The organism is Alteromonas sp. S015, assembly GCF_036864485.1.
GTDB lineage: Bacteria > Pseudomonadota > Gammaproteobacteria > Enterobacterales > Alteromonadaceae > Alteromonas.
The window spans coordinates 259,796-276,302 of the sequence record NZ_JAZETO010000006.1; the positions used below are offsets into that span (position 1 = coordinate 259,796).

General features: G+C 43.4%; 17 protein-coding genes and 3 tRNA genes. 8 read left to right on the forward strand and 12 right to left on the reverse strand.

Annotated elements, in window-relative coordinates:
* Positions 1-27: 27 nt before the first annotated feature.
* The 3 genes from V7R42_RS13245 to ovoA form a co-directional block, all read right to left on the reverse strand.
* A complete protein-coding gene (locus V7R42_RS13245; protein WP_334020746.1) occupies positions 28-756 on the reverse strand; it encodes a pirin family protein in 729 nt (242 codons plus the stop codon).
* Between the two features lie 207 nt (positions 757-963).
* On the reverse strand, positions 964-2,427 hold the full coding sequence (locus tag V7R42_RS13250; protein WP_334020747.1) for an aminotransferase class I/II-fold pyridoxal phosphate-dependent enzyme: 1,464 nt from the start codon (positions 2,425-2,427) through the stop codon (positions 964-966).
* Positions 2,428-2,564: 137 nt separating this feature from the next.
* Entirely contained in the window at positions 2,565-4,676 is a 2,112-nt protein-coding gene (gene ovoA / locus V7R42_RS13255) for a 5-histidylcysteine sulfoxide synthase (RefSeq protein ID WP_334020748.1), read from the reverse strand.
* 427 nt (positions 4,677-5,103) lie between these two features.
* On the opposite strand from ovoA, the gene V7R42_RS13260 reads away from it, so the two are divergent.
* Positions 5,104-5,505 (forward strand): hypothetical protein, encoded by a 402-nt coding sequence (locus tag V7R42_RS13260; protein WP_334020749.1) that lies wholly within the window; start codon positions 5,104-5,106, stop codon positions 5,503-5,505.
* A 70-nt stretch (positions 5,506-5,575) separates the two neighbouring features.
* Here V7R42_RS13260 and V7R42_RS13265 read toward each other — a convergent pair.
* The 4 genes from V7R42_RS13265 to V7R42_RS13280 form a co-directional block, all read right to left on the reverse strand.
* Positions 5,576-5,667 (reverse strand) — tRNA-Ser (locus tag V7R42_RS13265).
* Between the two features lie 398 nt (positions 5,668-6,065).
* Positions 6,066-6,157, reverse strand: a tRNA-Ser gene (locus tag V7R42_RS13270).
* A 169-nt stretch (positions 6,158-6,326) separates the two neighbouring features.
* Positions 6,327-7,217, reverse strand: a complete 891-nt coding sequence (locus V7R42_RS13275) for a DODA-type extradiol aromatic ring-opening family dioxygenase (protein WP_334020750.1) — start codon at positions 7,215-7,217, stop codon at positions 6,327-6,329.
* Between the two features lie 95 nt (positions 7,218-7,312).
* A complete protein-coding gene (locus tag V7R42_RS13280; protein WP_334020751.1) occupies positions 7,313-7,762 on the reverse strand; it encodes a DoxX family protein in 450 nt (149 codons plus the stop codon).
* 194 nt (positions 7,763-7,956) lie between these two features.
* Between V7R42_RS13280 and V7R42_RS13285 the strand changes: the two genes are divergently transcribed.
* Positions 7,957-8,862 carry a LysR family transcriptional regulator gene (locus V7R42_RS13285; protein ID WP_334020752.1) on the forward strand — a complete coding sequence of 302 codons (906 nt, stop codon included), beginning with the start codon at positions 7,957-7,959 and terminating at the stop codon, positions 8,860-8,862.
* A 173-nt stretch (positions 8,863-9,035) separates the two neighbouring features.
* On the opposite strand, the gene V7R42_RS13290 is transcribed toward V7R42_RS13285, so the two are convergent.
* Together V7R42_RS13290 and V7R42_RS13295 are read right to left on the reverse strand one after the other, a co-directional pair.
* Positions 9,036-10,502: a DUF3360 family protein gene (locus tag V7R42_RS13290; RefSeq protein WP_334020753.1), complete on the reverse strand. Its 1,467-nt coding sequence runs from the start codon at positions 10,500-10,502 to the stop codon at positions 9,036-9,038.
* Positions 10,503-10,642: 140 nt separating this feature from the next.
* Positions 10,643-10,734 (reverse strand) — tRNA-Ser (locus tag V7R42_RS13295).
* Positions 10,735-10,973: 239 nt separating this feature from the next.
* Between V7R42_RS13295 and V7R42_RS13300 the strand changes: the two genes are divergently transcribed.
* The 6 genes from V7R42_RS13300 (at position 10,974) to V7R42_RS13325 (ending at position 13,909) form a co-directional block, all read left to right on the forward strand.
* Positions 10,974-11,639: a Bax inhibitor-1/YccA family protein gene (locus tag V7R42_RS13300; protein WP_014949619.1), complete on the forward strand. Its 666-nt coding sequence runs from the start codon at positions 10,974-10,976 to the stop codon at positions 11,637-11,639.
* A 54-nt stretch (positions 11,640-11,693) separates the two neighbouring features.
* Entirely contained in the window at positions 11,694-12,083 is a 390-nt protein-coding gene (tusD, locus tag V7R42_RS13305; protein ID WP_334020754.1) for a sulfurtransferase complex subunit TusD, read from the forward strand.
* The gene (locus V7R42_RS13310) at positions 12,083-12,451 is read left to right on the forward strand and encodes a DsrE family protein (RefSeq protein ID WP_334020755.1); all 369 of its coding nucleotides are present in this window, start codon (positions 12,083-12,085) and stop codon (positions 12,449-12,451) included. Before tusD ends, V7R42_RS13310 begins: the two co-directional genes overlap by 1 nt.
* The gene (locus V7R42_RS13315; RefSeq protein ID WP_334020756.1) at positions 12,451-12,762 is read left to right on the forward strand and encodes a DsrH/TusB family sulfur metabolism protein; all 312 of its coding nucleotides are present in this window, start codon (positions 12,451-12,453) and stop codon (positions 12,760-12,762) included. Before V7R42_RS13310 ends, V7R42_RS13315 begins: the two co-directional genes overlap by 1 nt.
* Complete coding sequence (locus tag V7R42_RS13320; protein ID WP_334020757.1) at positions 12,759-13,106, forward strand: TusE/DsrC/DsvC family sulfur relay protein; 348 nt, start codon at positions 12,759-12,761, stop codon at positions 13,104-13,106. Before V7R42_RS13315 ends, V7R42_RS13320 begins: the two co-directional genes overlap by 4 nt.
* A gap of 365 nt (positions 13,107-13,471) precedes the next feature.
* Positions 13,472-13,909, forward strand: coding sequence for a host attachment protein (locus V7R42_RS13325; protein ID WP_334020758.1), 438 nt, complete (start codon positions 13,472-13,474; stop codon positions 13,907-13,909).
* 86 nt (positions 13,910-13,995) lie between these two features.
* Here the strand turns inward: V7R42_RS13325 and V7R42_RS13330 are convergent, their stop codons facing one another.
* From V7R42_RS13330 to crcB, 3 genes are all read right to left on the reverse strand, one after another.
* A complete protein-coding gene (locus V7R42_RS13330) occupies positions 13,996-14,700 on the reverse strand; it encodes an SOS response-associated peptidase family protein (RefSeq protein ID WP_334020759.1) in 705 nt (234 codons plus the stop codon).
* Positions 14,701-14,806: 106 nt separating this feature from the next.
* Positions 14,807-16,105: a serine--tRNA ligase gene (gene serS / locus V7R42_RS13335; RefSeq protein ID WP_334020760.1), complete on the reverse strand. Its 1,299-nt coding sequence runs from the start codon at positions 16,103-16,105 to the stop codon at positions 14,807-14,809.
* A gap of 10 nt (positions 16,106-16,115) precedes the next feature.
* Positions 16,116-16,499 carry a fluoride efflux transporter CrcB gene (gene crcB / locus V7R42_RS13340; protein ID WP_334020761.1) on the reverse strand — a complete coding sequence of 128 codons (384 nt, stop codon included), beginning with the start codon at positions 16,497-16,499 and terminating at the stop codon, positions 16,116-16,118.
* Positions 16,500-16,507 lie beyond the last annotated feature (8 nt).

Genomic DNA, 16,507 nt, shown 5'->3' on the forward strand with positions numbered 1-16,507 from the left:
TTATTGATCTAGAATACGTTTAGGTACCTATTTAGGTAATTCAAACCACAAGGCCACACTTTCCTCTAAGGCTTTCAAACGAATGATGTCTCGCTCGTAAATACCCAAAGCATCACCAGCCCCTATTTCAACTTCATTAGTTTCACTGTCCACCATAGCCTGCGCATTGCCGCTAATCATGTGAAGGTAACCCTTACCGTCTTCAGTGCCATGCTCCCATGTTTCGCCAGCTTTCAACGTTAAACGGCTGATTGCCGCATTTTGCTTAATGCGTAATGACCCTTCCCTACCGTTATCGCTTACTAATAATTCAAGCTTTGAATCATGGTTATTGCCACCCGCCTGTGTACCAAAAGTCTTTTGCGCATACCCCGGTGTGCCCCCTTTTTCGTTTGGGACAATCCAAATTTGAAGGAAATTAACAGGCTCTTCACTAGAGGGGTTAAACTCTGAATGCATTATGCCTTTACCAGCACTCATTACTTGCACGTCGCCCGCAGGCACAACGTATTCATTACCGGTGTTGTCCTGGTGCTTTAATGCACCGCTCACGACATAGGATATTATTTCCATATCTCTATGACCGTGGGTCTCAAAACCTCTGCCCGCCTGCACAACATCGTCATTAATCACACGCAGTGCAGAAAACCCCATGTGTTTTGCATCAAAATAGTGTCCAAACGAAAAGCTGTGTTGGCTTTTTAGCCAGCCAAAGTTTACTTTTCCTCTTTCATTCGCTTTTCTCAAATACATCATCGTGCATTCCTCATAACCGTAAGCCGCCACTGACACTTCAGCCCAACAGGAATAACGTTGGGCGATAGAATATGTGACAAGAGCTAATTATTTAATACGGTCATTTTAATTCCCTTTAATAGAAATAAAATGTCAAATATTTGAGCTTATTATTCTAATATTTAGAATAGAAGTAACTACCGGTCTACAATTGCGGGTTAAGATACGCTAAGAAATAAAACACAAGCGTTGCAACGCGGTTTCTACAACCGCAGGGTGACAGGCTAAATTTAGCCTAATATGGTATGGAGAACCGAACGGTGCGCCATCGGTACCAATAACGCCTCGCTCGATGCATTCTTCCACAGTGGTAACAGGTGAATATTTAAGGGCTGGACGAGAAGCGTCACTTAAAGAAGCTTCATTCACAGAATCGAGCGTGTTCTGTTGTGTTAACTGGGAAGGAAACGTTGAAAGGTCTAGCCACAAGAAGTAACCAGCGCTGCCCATTGTATAATTGACGGTTAAACCATAGTGCTCAAAGAAACGCACAACAAGTTTCCGATTAAAGCTTAACGCACTTTTTACGTTATCTAACCACGTACTTCCCTTTTCATAGGCAGCAATCAACGCAACTTTCCCTAAGTTGCTGGCGTTCAGGTGCCTGCTATTAATAGCTTGAACAAAGGTTTCTCTTGTCTCTTTATCTTTAATGACTGCAAAGGATGCGCCGGGAATACTCGCCAAGTTAAATGCCTTAGACACGCTATTAATATGGATGATTCGCGGCCGTTGATGAGAATTGATGTTACCACCATTTAGACTTTCTTGGCGCACCTCGTTCTTATTGCTTACCTCTGCACCAAACATGGGTATAAGCGTTGGTTCATTTGACGAGTTAAATGCAAACTCGCTGTGTACCTCATCAGTGATAATTAAAATATCATTCTTGGCGCAGAAATCGATAATAACACGCTGCTCTTCTGTACTTAAAACTGTACCTGTAGGGTTATTAGGATGGCAAATAACAAAAGCAGCCGCAGAGCTATCGAAGGCTGTAGTATCTATGGTTGTGTTAAACCCTTTGGCGTCTTCCTCACGATTCTTGTCGCTCCCCTTTGTCACTGCAACTTCAGAGAGCCTAGTCTGAATTTGACGCGCTTTTGGAATGACTGGAATAGATACTGGTGTTAAGCCGTTATTATTTATAGCCTCAGTTAAAGGGGAATAAGTTGGCGTTAACACCATGACCGTTTGTCCAGGCTGACAGAAAGCGCGAAGCGCTACATCCAAGGCCCCTATTACACTCGCAACATCAACAACGTCATGGCTTTCTACTTTATACCTACTCTGTTTCGACGCATTGCGCTCAAAGCGTTTGGCCACTGCATCACCGATATCAAGGGACTGATATCCGTAAGTAGAGCGAAGGTTTTGTGTAATAGCACTAAGTATTTCATCACAAGGCGGGATGTCCATATCCGCTATCCACATGGCGATAGGGTCTTGCTGAGGCGCGACAATGTTGGTTTGAGATACAGATGCGCCCTGAACGCGGCGAAATATCGCTGAGTATTTAAGACGGGTCTGGTCGAGTTTCAGATGAGAAGGAGTCTGCCACACATCCTTGTAAGGCATAAACTCGCTTTGTGTAGCGTTAAACACAGGGAGATGTCTCAGCGCGTTGTTCACTTTCGCATATCCTATTTTAACCCCTTTATGCTTTGTTAAGCGGAGCCACAGCCTTTCGAGAACGTTATTTCAACTACGTAAAAACAACGCTTACTGCGTGAGTCTCAGATTTAGCGGCGCACCTAAACTACACTATCCTATTTTATTTTTTCAAACACGTTGAATTCAGAGAGCGTATGTTGATATTTACGTTTAGTTTCACGAATGACAAAAGGTATGTCTACAGGCTCTCCAACGCGTTTGAATTCGCTGCCTAGTGTATTCTCTAGCGCTTGAGTAGAGCTCAACGTTTCGCCATTTTCGTCTTTATAGCCGCCCAACCATTCACATCTTTCTGTGTATTCTTCCAGCCATGTAAAGGGGCTGGCAACTACAAGCAGGCCGCCTTTGTTTAATCGTTTTGCCATATCGGCAAGCACTTTTTTCGGGCTGTACACTCTATCAATAAGATTGCCCATAAAGATAAGATCGTAGCCCGTAAACTGCGGTTTCAAATTACATGCATCGCCCTGCGCGAAAGCAACGTTGTTTGCACTTTTATCTAAACCTAAGGCTGAAAGCTTGCGCGCCTTAAACGACGTAAGCTCACCTTCTTCAATAAGGTTGTAGCGTATTTCACCACGCTCTTGCATATCGAACGCGGTTTTTATAAAGCGTGCAGAAAAATCGATGCCATCGACATGATCGAAGTATTTCGCAAGTTCAAAGGTAGACCGTCCAACGGCACAACCCAAATCTAACGCTTTAGCGTGTTGACGACCTTGCATAGCGTCAATACAAAACTGCGCACTGGCTTTAGCAAAATTAGGTACACCATAGTACTCATCGCCGTAATGGAATTCACTGTATTGCGAAACCTGTGTATCACTTTCATAATCAAAATCGTTCACTGCTATAACTCGCTTTCCCTGAACATATCGAAACCCGGCATGTTGAAAGAAGTGACGCCGAAAAGCGTAACGGCTGTCTTTCATTGCCTCGTTACCTGTAGATACCCAACTACCACCTTTAATCAGGTTGTGCTTATTGTCGAATGTTGGTGTTGTAAAGTCGTCATATAAAGGATGAACTTTAAAGCCCTCAAACGGGTAGATGGGTGTTTCTGTCCATTGCCATACGTTACCAACAACATCATAGAATTCGCCGCACTTATTTACATTAACTGGCTCACTCGACGCATACTTTTGCAGCGCTATGTTGAATCCTTCGCTGTATACGGTTTGTGTTACACCAGCCTGCTGTCGTAACACTTGCCATTCATTTTCAGTAGGCAAACGAATAAGCTCACCCGTTTTTTCACTCAAGTAGTTACAAAACGCTTTCGCTTCATGATAGTTAACATCTACTGGCCAGTCTAAAGGTAGCGGATGCTCTTCAAGCATACTGCGGTACGCATAGTCATCGCCTTTCTTAATCCAAAATACGGGGTGCTGCGCCTGCGTATATTCACGCCACTTATTGCCTTCAGCCTCCCAGTATTTTGCGTTGTTATAGCCGCCATCTTGCACAAACGATAAATACTCACCATTACTTACAAGAAATTTAGACGCACTAAACTCGCTAACGGATTCTTGCTGAGAGCCATATTCATTGTCCCAGCCGTAATAAGCACTGTCCCACGTTTTGTTGTTGACTACCGTTTGAGTTGGAACCGTAACTAATGCGTTAGGTACTAACGCTTCAGCCTTAGTTTGCATTGTGTGGCAAACTGGCCATGCGGGACTGGGACGTACCGATGCAATAGGCAACTGTCTAATAAGAACAGATGAAGTTTCCAAATGAATACGTTCATGCTCTATACCCATAATAACGGGCCACATTGGGTTTTCCCAATCGATAGGCATACTGAACGATATGGTATCAATGAGGTCGCACACCAAGGTTCGTACTTGATTCCGATATTGACGTACTTCTTCCACCTGTGGCCAATCGTAATTTGCGTCGTTGAGATCATCCCAACTCATTTCATCAACACCAATGGCAAATAGCGATTCAAATTTGGGGTTAATGCGCTCGTTTATTGCCTTAGAGAGTACGAGCTTATTAATGAAGAAAGTCGCAGTGTGGCCAAAATAAAAAATTAATGGATGGCGCAACTTTTCAGGTCGTTGATAAAATACGTCATCATTGGCAAGACAAGAGAAAAGCGATTCGTAGGTATCAAAAGAATCGAGGAAATACGCCTTTATTTCCTGTCTTTTTTGCTCAACTGTTCCGTCCCGTAAATTAAGTGTGGGCATTGCCTGCATAATGTCCTCTCGATTTTTGTTATTACTACCAACTGCGTAGGATCAGCGCTATAAAAATAAAAGAAGAACGCTTTAAAATGCCGTAATGATTTCAGTTGATTGCTAACCTTTTATATATACCAAGCTTTTATGAACAAAGCGCGACATAACTAGGTTTTTATGGAATGTTCTGTAATTACAAGATACAGACAGGATGAGATCAGAAAATATTTCATAACAAACTTATGCCTGCGATGTTGCTATGAAACACCGTTTAATTTAAAGCAAGTTATCATAAAAGCATCGAGATACCGTGGGTGTCATGTTACGTTTACCTAGTTTACTAAATACCCCCATTCAACGTTGGCTAATAAGCTGCGTCGGTAAACAGCATATTTATACGCTTATACCTTCACACTTCCAGAAATGAAAAAGGACTTTTCTTAACATGAAATCAATAAGTTATATAGCAGCAACGCTCCTCTTGTTGTACGGTTCACCCGCGACTGCAGCTGACAACTATACTAATGCGCTTCTCAATGAAGCCGTTCGCAAAGGCAATAAGAGCACCCCTTTAATTGTAAACCCAACACTCACTATGGAGCGCCTATCAACCAGTGACGGAGAGATCACTTATCACTATCGCTCTATGACGTTGACTCAAAACAAAGGCGTTAATCAATTTGTAGAGGAACAACAAAAGAAGCTCTATCCGTATGTGTGCACTTCACCCTCGCAAGAAATTCTTAGGCGACATGGAATTACAGTGAATTATTTGTACAACGATAAGAATAATGATTTTTATGCGGTGATAAGTATCGACACTACAACGTGTAACAAGGTTGGTTGAAAACGTTCTAGCAGCACGTTTTTATTCCACCCATAAAAAAACCCGCAACTAAGTGCGGGTTTTTCGTATTTGGCGGAGAGTGAGGGATTCGAACCCCCGGTGGGTTTGACCCCACGTCTGATTTCAAGTCAGGTGCATTAAACCGGGCTCTGCCAACTCTCCTGAAGTGACGCTTATCTTAATGATTTACGTAACGCTGTAAAGCACTAATTTCAATTAAATCAATCAAATGGTGAAATATTCACCTTTTCGCAAGAATAATAACCATCTTAGTAAAAAATGACCTGCGTTCTCATTATTTTCAAACACTATTAGCGTTAACCATATAAATGAACGTAGAACATAGAATGAAGTTTTTAATGTTATTAAAGTTCTCGCTTAAAAAATTCTCATTAGGTCGCTATGCACATCGACAGTTCATGATGCCCAAAATGACAATGTTCGTTTAGCTTTGAAGACTGTAGTTACGCGTAGGTTTAATTCTTGGCGATACCTATATTTTAAAGTGAGTAAATTTAGCCCATAAAAAAACCCGCAACTGTGTGCGGGTTTCTTGTATTTGGCGGAGAGTGAGGGATTCGAACCCCCGGTGGGTTTGACCCCACGTCTGATTTCAAGTCAGGTGCATTAAACCGGGCTCTGCCAACTCTCCTGAAGTGCTGCGTATCTTAATGATTTATGCAGGACTGTAAAGCACTAATTTTAACATTTTAACTCAAACGACCAATTGATAATCAAAGTGTTCAAAATTTAATTGCTCTCGTTTAACCCAGCCGCTATTCAATAAGGTGTTGCATTTACACAGCATTAAGAAGCACTAGTTAATCACACCACACAAACATGCTTGCAGGTTTGGTTAAAAGCGTTAAAGACATGGCTTTATCTGCAGCTCTATTATTAATACCGTAACAAACATGGAGGGGAAGAAGGTGCTCTTCTCTGGGATGAGCATATCGCGCATCCGGTGCGCTGTACCAATCAACAAGTCGAGCTTTGCGTTCATTCTCGCTGTAGGCACTGGTCTGCATTGTTGTATGAAGCCAGTTATTAAAGCGCGTTGCTTTTCGCATTGCATCATTAGAGCTATCAAAAAAGCCCTGCATGTTGTGAAATGAAGACCCCGAGCCCAATACTAAAATATTAGCTTCGCCCTTTACATCACTATTTATAGGCGCTATTCCAAGTTCAATAGCTTTCCTAATTGCTTCGCCTAATAGCACATGCTTTTCCGAATCCAAATCAGACGTAATGGATAGTTGAATACAAGGCACATCGGCATTGGGATACATAATACTCAGGGGAATAAACATTCCATGATCGAAACCACGTGCCCTATCCTCCCGTGCAGCAATGCTTTGTTCGGTTAAACGCTTTAATAATAAAGTGGCAAGTGCTACTTCTCCTTTAGCCGGATATTCAAGGGAATACGACTCTTTGGGGAAGCCATAATAGTCATAAATCAAGGAAGGTTCTGGGTGAGTAGTCACACAGACGTCAGTCTCTTCCCAATGGGCACTAATCACTATGATTGCATCAGGCTTGGGTAAATCTGTTGATAATGTTTTGAGCGCTTCAATCATTTCCAGATGGTAGGCAGGCGTTCTCGCCTCTCCTACTGACTGCATTTCAAGAAGTGGAAGCGGCCCTCCACCATGAGAAATATACGCAGTGTTTATTCGCACAGACGGGTGAGTATGCGTTCGCTGTTGCATAAAACCATTCCAAGTTAGATGTAGTTAAGGGCTTTATTGCCAATAAAACCGGCGCATTCGAGCCGGTTTCATGAGTCGTTGGCATTTCACAGGCGCTATTTATCAAGCTTGTCACTAATAAGAGCGTCAATTGAAAACTTACCACCACCCTGAATAGCTAGTGCACCTGTTGCAGCAAGTAGCGCTAGCGCAAATTCGTAACCATTGTTAGTCATAAACAAGCCGTTTGCTGCATGTACACTAAAAATCGCGATCACCATGGTAAATGCACTCACCAATGCCGCTGGGCGAGTAAGCAAACCTAAAATTAGTGCTAGACCACCAAAAAATTCAGCGCTACCGGCCAGCAATGCCATTAAAAAACCTGGCGCTAAACCAATGCTTTCCATCCATTGACCTGTGCCTTCTAATCCATAACCACCAAACCACGCAAAGAGCTTTTGTGCGCCGTGTGCGGCAAGAATAATGCCTACGGGAACACGTAGCACCAAGCTAGAAATACTGTTGTTAGATGTAAAAATTTTTTTCAAAAATTGATTATTCATTGCCGTATCCTCTAAATCTCTCGTCTTCGAAAGTGTCATATCAAAAATGATCAACGCGCCACCTTTCTTTTGGAATATGGCGGTGCGCTAACCTTATGTACGTAGAATAGTTACCAACAGCAATTGAATAAAGAGTCAAAATATTGAATGATTACCAACATATTATTGTTATTTTGGTAGTTAGGTTATAGAAGATGGATAGATTAGCGCTGTTGAAAACATTTATTATTGTTGCCAATGAAGGCAGCTTTACCAGAGCTGCGGAAAAGCTCGACACTTCAAACCAATTGGTAAGCAAATATATCGCTGAACTGGAAAAACAACTTGATACACGATTATTTAACCGTACTACGAGAAAAATTCATCTAACTGAGGCGGGCCAACAATGCTTACAGCATGCAAATCATATTCTTGAAAGCGTAAGTGACATGGAAAGCCAGCTGGGTTTGCTGAATACAGAAGCAAAAGGGGTATTGCATGTAAGTGCGCCAGTTTCTTTTTCTACACTACATTTAGCTGGCGCACTTAGTGCATTTCAACAAGCACACCCTAACGTTTCAATTAACCTTCAACTAAACGACAGAAAGGTTGATGTTATAGATGAAGGATTTGATGTAGCGATACGGGCCGGTCAACTTGTCAGTTCAACGCTGGTAGCCAAGAAGATCACTAATATAAAACTTGCCTTGTGTGCTTCGCCTGCTTATTTGCAAAAATACGGCACTCCACAACACCCAAACGAATTAAAGCCCGAACATTATCTTGAGTATTCCTACGTCAACTACGATAACGATAAGTCTGCGCTTGTTGCAGCGCTAAAGGCCAATGCCCAGAAAGTGGCGCCTAAACTAACCGTCAATAACGGTGAAGTGCTTACGAATGTAGCAATACAAGGTAAAGGTTACGTACTTCAACCTACCTTTATTGCTGGTGAAGCACTTAAAAATGGGGAACTCGTGTCAATACTGAATGACTTCGTACCACAAGCCATCTCTTTATATGCAGTTTATCCCCATCGAAAGCTCATCTCTAATAAACTAAGGGTTTTTATCGACTTTTTATCTAGCTATTTTGAAGATACGCCCTATTGGGACAAATAAATCACGGTACGCGTAACCTTTTCTTTGTGTTGGTTAAACCCAAGTGCAGCAATATAGGTTACAAATATTATGGACTAAACAAAAACGGCGTAGAGACATACTTCTACGCCGTTTGCGTAATAGCATAGCGGCAATATACGTATTAGAGGTGTGCACTCACCTAAAAGCACGCATTATATTCTAAACGTTTCCATAATTGCTGGCACACCCGGAAACATGCCAATAAGCGCCATGACCGTACATAAAACTAAAAACGTAATACCCGGAATTAACCAACGCCCCGCTTTACCTAGCTCTCCAGCTCTATCTTTGCATCCAACGAGCCCTAAATTGTCTAAGAGCATGGTAAAAGACCATCCAAATACTGGGTTAACTAAAACCGATGAGATCACAACCAATGCGGCAGATTGGGTCGTTTTACCTTCACGCGTCATTTGCATACCCGCTTCCATTAGCGGCAGAAAAACCCCAACGATAAGCGCTACACATAGCACCGGAGGCCAAATGGCCAAGTCCATAGGGTAACCCCATATTGCGGCAACAACACACAATAGCCCCGTAACCAACGCACCACCAGGAATAGGCCTGCGCGCAATTGATGCGGGGATAATATAGGTTCCCCACGATGACGAGATATTCCCCCCTCCCAGTAGGCTTCCCACTGCCTGACGACTAGATGCCGCAATCATGGTGTCATCTATATTCATGTGCGCTCGTTCACTTTTTTTAGGGTAGCTAAGCTTTTGGAAGACTTGATGACCTAAGAAATCTGGCGACCACATGGACACAGCTAGCACGGCGAAAGGCAGCACAGCAATGAAGTGCGACCAGTCTGGTAGACCTAGTTTCCAGCCTGTCTCTTCCCCCCACCAATAAGCAGGATTTAAATTGGGCATACCTGGCGACGTTGTGAATTCAAATGGCGCACCTAGTGACAACGCAATAACCGCCGCCATCACTGCGCCAAGTGGAATGGCAAGCCATCGCTTTTGAATATGCTCTAGCCATGCATACATTAAAATAGTAGCGATAATCACCACAAAAGCTAAGTAAGCCATATCGAAGCTTTCCGCCCACGCAAATAATTTTTTTACCTGACCAGTAATGCCGATAAACCCTAAATACAACAGTAGCCCACCGCATACGCCGTTACTGGTTAGCTTTGCAAGCACACTGCCGCCCTTAGTTATGCCTAAAATAAAGCCAAATACGGCAATGAGCAGGCCCAATGCCATAGGATGCCCGCCAGAAGCAACGATAAGTGGTACAAGTGGTAGTAGCGGACCATGAGTGCCCGCCAAGTTAGCAGATGGGTTGAGAAATCCTGAAATCAGTACAACAAACAAAACGGCTGCGATGAGCAACTCAAAGCGCACGTTTTCAATAACAAACTCTGGCGATAGACCTAGCGGTGCAGCGAATGCCCCTACCACAGCGGCAACCATAACAATTTTACCAATGGTTGCCGCCATTCCGGGTACAAAGTCTTCCCACTCAATGCGGTAGTCTTTGCCTGGCAAATTCAAACGCCAACGCTTTGGGGAAAGTATTTGTAGTTCGTGGTTTAAATAATCGTCTCGAGATTTGAAATTACTACTTGGTTTGTGAAGATTTTGATAGGAAAAACTTTCTTGTGACACATAACACCTTTAGATTGCGCGAAGAAAACGCAAGCCTAAACATGTGAACGGGATGTAACAATGCGACTGTGGTCTTATACTTAAGGCGAAATTCAAACAGACATAAAAAAACCCGCAGCGGTGTGCGGGTTTCTTGTATTTGGCGGAGAGTGAGGGATTCGAACCCCCGGTGGGTTTGACCCCACGTCTGATTTCAAGTCAGGTGCATTAAACCGGGCTCTGCCAACTCTCCTGAAGTGCTGCGTATCTTAATGATATTTTTATGACTGTAAAGCGAAAAATTAAAAAAGTTGTTCAAGTGCCGAGAAATCAATCAAATACACGGCTTCAAACGTATAAAAGGCGGTTTTGTATTCACCTGACACCATTTTCATCTGAAACTACTTGAAAATGGGAACTAAAACCCATACAACATACACTAAATAATTGTGACCCATTTTGGTCATATCATAAGTCCTGTTGGAGGAAACAATGGATCAACGTTCGATGTATTCAAGTGCATCTCAACCATCGGTATTGCAGACGAACAAGGTTCTACGCAACACCTATATGCTGCTTGCGATGACACTGGCGTTTAGTGCGGTTTGTGCTGGTATAGCAATGGCAGTAGGCATTTCTCCTATGATGTCTCTTGTTATGACTATCGGCGCGTTTATTACTCTATTTGTAGTTCAGAAAAAAGCGGATTCGGCTTCTGGTATCTACTGGGTGTTTGCATTCACAGGTTTAATGGGGGCTTCACTAGGTTACACGCTTAATTTCTATTTAGGCGTTGCTGGTCCGGGCTTAATTATGGAAGCGTTGGGTGCAACAGCCCTTGTTTTCTTTGCGCTATCTGGCTACGCGTTAACCACGAAGAAAGACTTCTCGTTCATGGGCGGCTTCTTGGTAGTTGGTTTAGTTGTGGTACTTGTGGCAGCAATTGCGAATATCTTCTTCGCAGTTCCAGCGGTTAGCTTAGCAATTAGCGCAGCGATTGTGTTTATAATGTCAGGTTTCATCTTGTTCGATACAAGCCGTATCATTCACGGTGGTGAAACAAACTACATTCGCGCAACAGTTTCGCTATACTTGAACATATACAACTTGTTTACGTCTATTCTTCACCTTCTAGGTGCGTTTGGCGGCGACGATTAATACAGTGTTAAAGGTTTAAAGCAAACACCCCTTAACCGGGGTGTTTTTATTTGTATGGCAGAATATTCAATACTTATCACATCGTCCCCGTTTCAGGGTGACACAGCTTTACGCGCCCTCGCCTTTGTGCAAGGCGTTATCGACAATGGCGATGTTATAAACAACATCTTCTTTTATAGTGATGGCGTGCATCATACCAACAATTTAATGCTTAATACCGGTGACGAACTGTTCGCGCTTGATAGCTGGAAAGCACTGGCTAACACGCACAATGTAAAGCTTCTAGTATGTATTACAGCCGCTGTTAAACGAGGAATTGTGAGTGAATTAGAAGCAAAGGAAAATGGCTTAGCACACGCTAATTTAACAGCGCCGTTTGAGCAAGCTGGCTTAGGTGCGTTTTTCACTGCGCTTCACAAGTGTAATAGGCTGGTACAATTCTAATGGCACATTTACTTATTAGATTTACCCAAAGTCCCTATTCTAATACGAAAAGTCAAGACGGTTTAGATTTTGCGCTTGCTGCAACCAACTATGGACACAACGTAAAAGTGCTCTTCGAGAATCAAGGGGTACTGCAGCTTGTCAAAGCAGCGTCTATGGAGGGGCTCAAAAATCACACCAAACGGCTGGCCAGTATGCCCTTCTTCGACATAGAAGAGTGCTTTGTATGTAAAACAAGTTCAGACTTATACAATGTTGAGAGCACGCTCGCCAATACAGATTTAAGTGAAGAGTTAGACTGCCAGTGGATCACTTCAGAGGAAAAGCTCTCGCTTATACAGAGCGTAGATCACGTGGTGACATTTTAATGCTTATTACTATTTCTACACCACACCTAAGCGACGCAGATAAGCAATTGTTGATCTCTGCCTCTGAGCAACCTGCCGCTAATATTTGGGTTATATTTAATGGAGACGGTGTATATGCGCCAGCGTTGGAAGCCGCATTTTTTCAAACACTTCCAAATTTAGAAGACAATGAATCAATGCTGAACTTTGCCTTTGTTTCAAATGATGCTATTGCGCGAGGCGTAAACATGCCAAAGCATATCAAAGCAGTTTCCAACTCAGAATTCGCTACAATCTCAGCAAAACATAAGCACTGGATCCCCCTTTCATGACACAAGAAACTTATAGTTTTAATTATAAGGGCCAAGATATCCCTACAGACAAAGCTGGCTATTTGCTCGACTACACGCTTTGGGAAGAAGGCATGGTTGAGTTGCTAGCGCAAGAAGAGAATATTGAGCTCACAGAGGCCCATTGGGAAGTTGTGAGGTTTGTACGTGCGTTTTATGAAGAGTATGAAACTAGTCCGGCAATCCGTGCCCTCGTAAAGGCCATGGCTAACAAATTTGGACCTGAAAAGGGTAACAGCCGATATCTGCAACGGCTATTTAAAAAAGGCCCGGCTAAGCAAGCCACCAAACTGGCTGGATTACCAAAACCAGCGAAGTGCTTGTAAAGGCGATTACGCATTGTATTTAAAGCGCTAGCGCCCCTCTGCTAGCCTTTTTCCCTTTCGCATATTCCTTGAGATTACTTACTCGTCATATCGCAGTATCGATTGTTGTGTATCGACAACGCTTAACCCCACCTACTAGCCTTCTACTAAAAGCTCTCGTTAAGTTGCTGCTCGGGTTGAAGCTTAATTCGAGGTAGCTATAAGAAGCGCCACCCTATTGTTATCTTTCTTGGCTTTGGTGTTGATATTGCAACACCTCTTTTACATTAGCGTTTTAACTGGGGTTTTAGGCACATTTTTCATACTTGTCTTTCACCGAACACCATAAACGTGAATGTTTTACATAAATGGACATAGGAGGCTGTATGACAGTTCAGAAACACTACGTAATTGTGGCCAACCACGACAACGCCACAGCTTACACCTATACCAACCACGGAAGTGCGCTTGTTGAAGTAAAGAAATGGCACAATGAGTTTAGTGGCGCGAGTGACCAAGACATTTATACAGATAAACCCGGCAGGCAATCGGCTCCCGCTTCACAGGTTCCAGGGGTAGACAGTATGAATCGAAAAGATGCAGCGGAGTTGGAAGATGAACGTTTTGCCAGCGACATTGCGCAATGGCTGGATAGCGAGCGTAAACGCGGTGCATTAGGCTCTATAGATATTATTAGCGGGCCAGGGTTTCTTGGAAAACTAAGAAACGGAATGTCATCTCAATGTTCAGATGTTATAGATAAAGAAGTAAAGAAAAACGTTTTAGGTGCGGATGAAGAAACCTTGCTTTCCTACCTCAAATAGCGCCCTAATCAAACGGTGAAAAAACACAGGCGGCTGTCGTTAACACCGCCTTTGTTTTATAAGCATTTGGGTTTAAGCCAGAGGTTTTATTCAGCCTTTAATACATTAACTTCACCAATAACCTCAGCACCTTTGAACGTATTTACTCGCGTAACTTCAATGTCGCTATAAATGCGCGGATTATTTAGAATATATTCTACCTCAGCATTAAGTGCGCCCTGTAAATCAGCCGCAAGCCATGAATTGATAGCATGACTGTTGTGGGGAAGAAAGCAAGGGATGGATTTTTCATGATACTGGCTAAATCCCTCTACGGGCGGGCGCGTTACTACCGCACAGGAAAATAGCCCATTGCTAAAACGCCGGTATACTGCGCCAATAAGTAAGGCGCCGCTTGTGGGCTTCATTAAATAATGTGCTTTTCCTTTTCCAACCGGGTTCGACTCCCCTACCGCCGTTGCTACAACCACTGCTCGCCGCTCTCGGATGAACTTGCCCCAATACGGACTATCTAAATTGCGGGCATTGAACGTTGTTCTGTCGCCAATCATTAATGAGTCGCCGACAGGCTTGGCGTCAAACCACCACGTAGCATCAATTGTGCTATCGCCCGAGACGATTAAATTAGTAATTTGTCTTTCAGGCGTTTTTCCAAATGCTGGATAAAAATTAATGACATTGCTGGAGGAAGATTCGTTGGCAAAAAGCGGAATGGTACGTGTAAGCCCGACTTCTTCAAGTAGCGCAATAACGTCAGGTGAGTCTGTAATACGTTGTATAAATCCGCACATAAAACACCTTCGTAAGCGTCATACATCTCTTAAAAAAAATCCGATATTAAGAAATATCGGATTTAATATCATTGCAGGCTAGCATATTCCACAACGAATAAGTGAGTTACTTGCTTGCCTTGATCACTTCTTGACCCGCCATATATGGCACCAGCGCTTTTGGAATAGTAACGCTTCCGTCTGCCTGCTGATTATTCTCTAGAATAGCTACAAGCGTCCGCCCTACGGCCAAACCAGAGCCATTCAGTGTATGTAACAGTTCAGGTTTGTTCGTTTCAGGGTTACGGAATCGTGCTTGCATACGTCGCGCTTGGAAGTCCAACATGTTTGAACATGAAGAAATTTCACGATAGGTATTTTGCGCAGGTAGCCATACTTCAAGATCGTAGGTTTTGCATGCGCCAAAGCCCATATCACCAGTACAAAGCAACACTTTGCGGTAGGGTAATTCTAGCTTTTGCAGAATAACTTCCGCATGACCTGTTAGCGCTTCTAGCGCATCAAAGCTTTCTTCCGGTTTTACTAGTTGTACAAGTTCTACTTTGTCGAACTGATGCTGACGAATTAGACCACGCGTATCACGACCGTACGAACCAGCTTCTGAGCGGAAGCACGGTGTGTGTGCCGTCATTTTCACAGGCAACGTCTTAGCATCTAAGATTTCATCGCGGGCGATATTTGTCAGTGGCACTTCTGCCGTTGGAATAAGGCTAAGCCCCTGTCCTTCTTCGGTTGCTGGCTTAGTGTGGAAAAGATCTTCACCAAATTTAGGCAATTGACCTGTACCGTATAAGCTGTCGGCATTGACCAAATAAGGTACATACATCTCTTGGTAGCCGTGTTCTTGTGTATGCGTATCAAGCATGAACTGAGCAATTGCACGATTTAAGCGAGCAATATCGCCGCGCATCACTACAAAGCGGCTTCCTGTAAGCTTGCTTGCGGTCGCGAAATCTAAGCCGTTGTTTAAACCTTCAGCAACATCTACGTGATCTTTTACTTCAAAATCAAACGTGCGAGGCTCGCCCCAACGGGAAATTTCAACGTTGTCGTCTTCGTCTTTCCCTTCAGGAACCGACTCATGCGGCAGATTAGGGATGCCTTGCGTAAGGGTGTTAATTTCGTCTAACAGTTCGTTTAGCTCTGCTTTAGCAGCGTCAAGCTCGTCGCCAAGCTTCCCCACTTCAGCCAAAAGCGGTGCAATATCTTCACCCTGCGCTTTCGCTTTACCAATGGATTTACTTCGTACGTTACGCTCGTTTTGCAGATCCTGTGTTCTGGACTGAAGTGTTTTTCTTTTTTCTTCAAGCGAACTGAAAGCTGCTACATCGAGGTTAAAACCACGGGCAGCTAATCGCTTAGCTGTTTGTTCTATATCGCTTCGCAAACACTTTGGATCTAACATGTGTTTCTAATTATCCTTTCATTAATTGAATGGCTAGCCAACCTGCTATCAGGCAAGCGCCAACGTTAAGAAATACATTCGCCGCGGCTTTAAGCCACAACCCGTTTTCTAATAAAGTTAAGGTTTCAACAGAAAATGTTGAGAATGTAGTAAAGGCGCCTAAAAGCCCTACACCGATAAGCGCCCGGTATGGAGAGTCGCTTAAATCGTGACGTTCGATAATGCCGTACAGTAATACGAGTGCAAACGACCCGACCACATTCACCGTTAGTGTACCAAACGGCATGTGTTTTCCAAATAAGGAATCAACACTTGTGGTAACAAAATAGCGTAAACAGGCGCCGGTCGCCCCGCCAGCGGCAATAAAACAATACAAAGCTAACCCTTGAGGCACAAAACACT

Excerpts from the sequence above, each read along its gene's own strand:
- V7R42_RS13245 (WP_334020746.1), bottom strand. The coding sequence starts at position 756 with ATGATGTATTTGAGAAAAGCGAATGAAAGAGGAAAAGTAAACTTTGGC.
- ovoA (WP_334020748.1), bottom strand. The coding sequence starts at position 4,676 with ATGCAGGCAATGCCCACACTTAATTTACGGGACGGAACAGTTGAGCAA.
- V7R42_RS13260 (WP_334020749.1), top strand. The coding sequence starts at position 5,104 with ATGAAATCAATAAGTTATATAGCAGCAACGCTCCTCTTGTTGTACGGT.
- V7R42_RS13275 (WP_334020750.1), bottom strand. The coding sequence starts at position 7,217 with ATGCAACAGCGAACGCATACTCACCCGTCTGTGCGAATAAACACTGCG.
- V7R42_RS13280 (WP_334020751.1), bottom strand. The coding sequence starts at position 7,762 with ATGAATAATCAATTTTTGAAAAAAATTTTTACATCTAACAACAGTATT.
- V7R42_RS13285 (WP_334020752.1), top strand. The coding sequence starts at position 7,957 with ATGGATAGATTAGCGCTGTTGAAAACATTTATTATTGTTGCCAATGAA.
- V7R42_RS13300 (WP_014949619.1), top strand. The coding sequence starts at position 10,974 with ATGGATCAACGTTCGATGTATTCAAGTGCATCTCAACCATCGGTATTG.
- tusD (WP_334020754.1), top strand. The coding sequence starts at position 11,694 with ATGGCAGAATATTCAATACTTATCACATCGTCCCCGTTTCAGGGTGAC.
- V7R42_RS13310 (WP_334020755.1), top strand. The coding sequence starts at position 12,083 with ATGGCACATTTACTTATTAGATTTACCCAAAGTCCCTATTCTAATACG.
- V7R42_RS13315 (WP_334020756.1), top strand. The coding sequence starts at position 12,451 with ATGCTTATTACTATTTCTACACCACACCTAAGCGACGCAGATAAGCAA.
- V7R42_RS13320 (WP_334020757.1), top strand. The coding sequence starts at position 12,759 with ATGACACAAGAAACTTATAGTTTTAATTATAAGGGCCAAGATATCCCT.
- V7R42_RS13325 (WP_334020758.1), top strand. The coding sequence starts at position 13,472 with ATGACAGTTCAGAAACACTACGTAATTGTGGCCAACCACGACAACGCC.
- V7R42_RS13330 (WP_334020759.1), bottom strand. The coding sequence starts at position 14,700 with ATGTGCGGATTTATACAACGTATTACAGACTCACCTGACGTTATTGCG.
- serS (WP_334020760.1), bottom strand. The coding sequence starts at position 16,105 with ATGTTAGATCCAAAGTGTTTGCGAAGCGATATAGAACAAACAGCTAAG.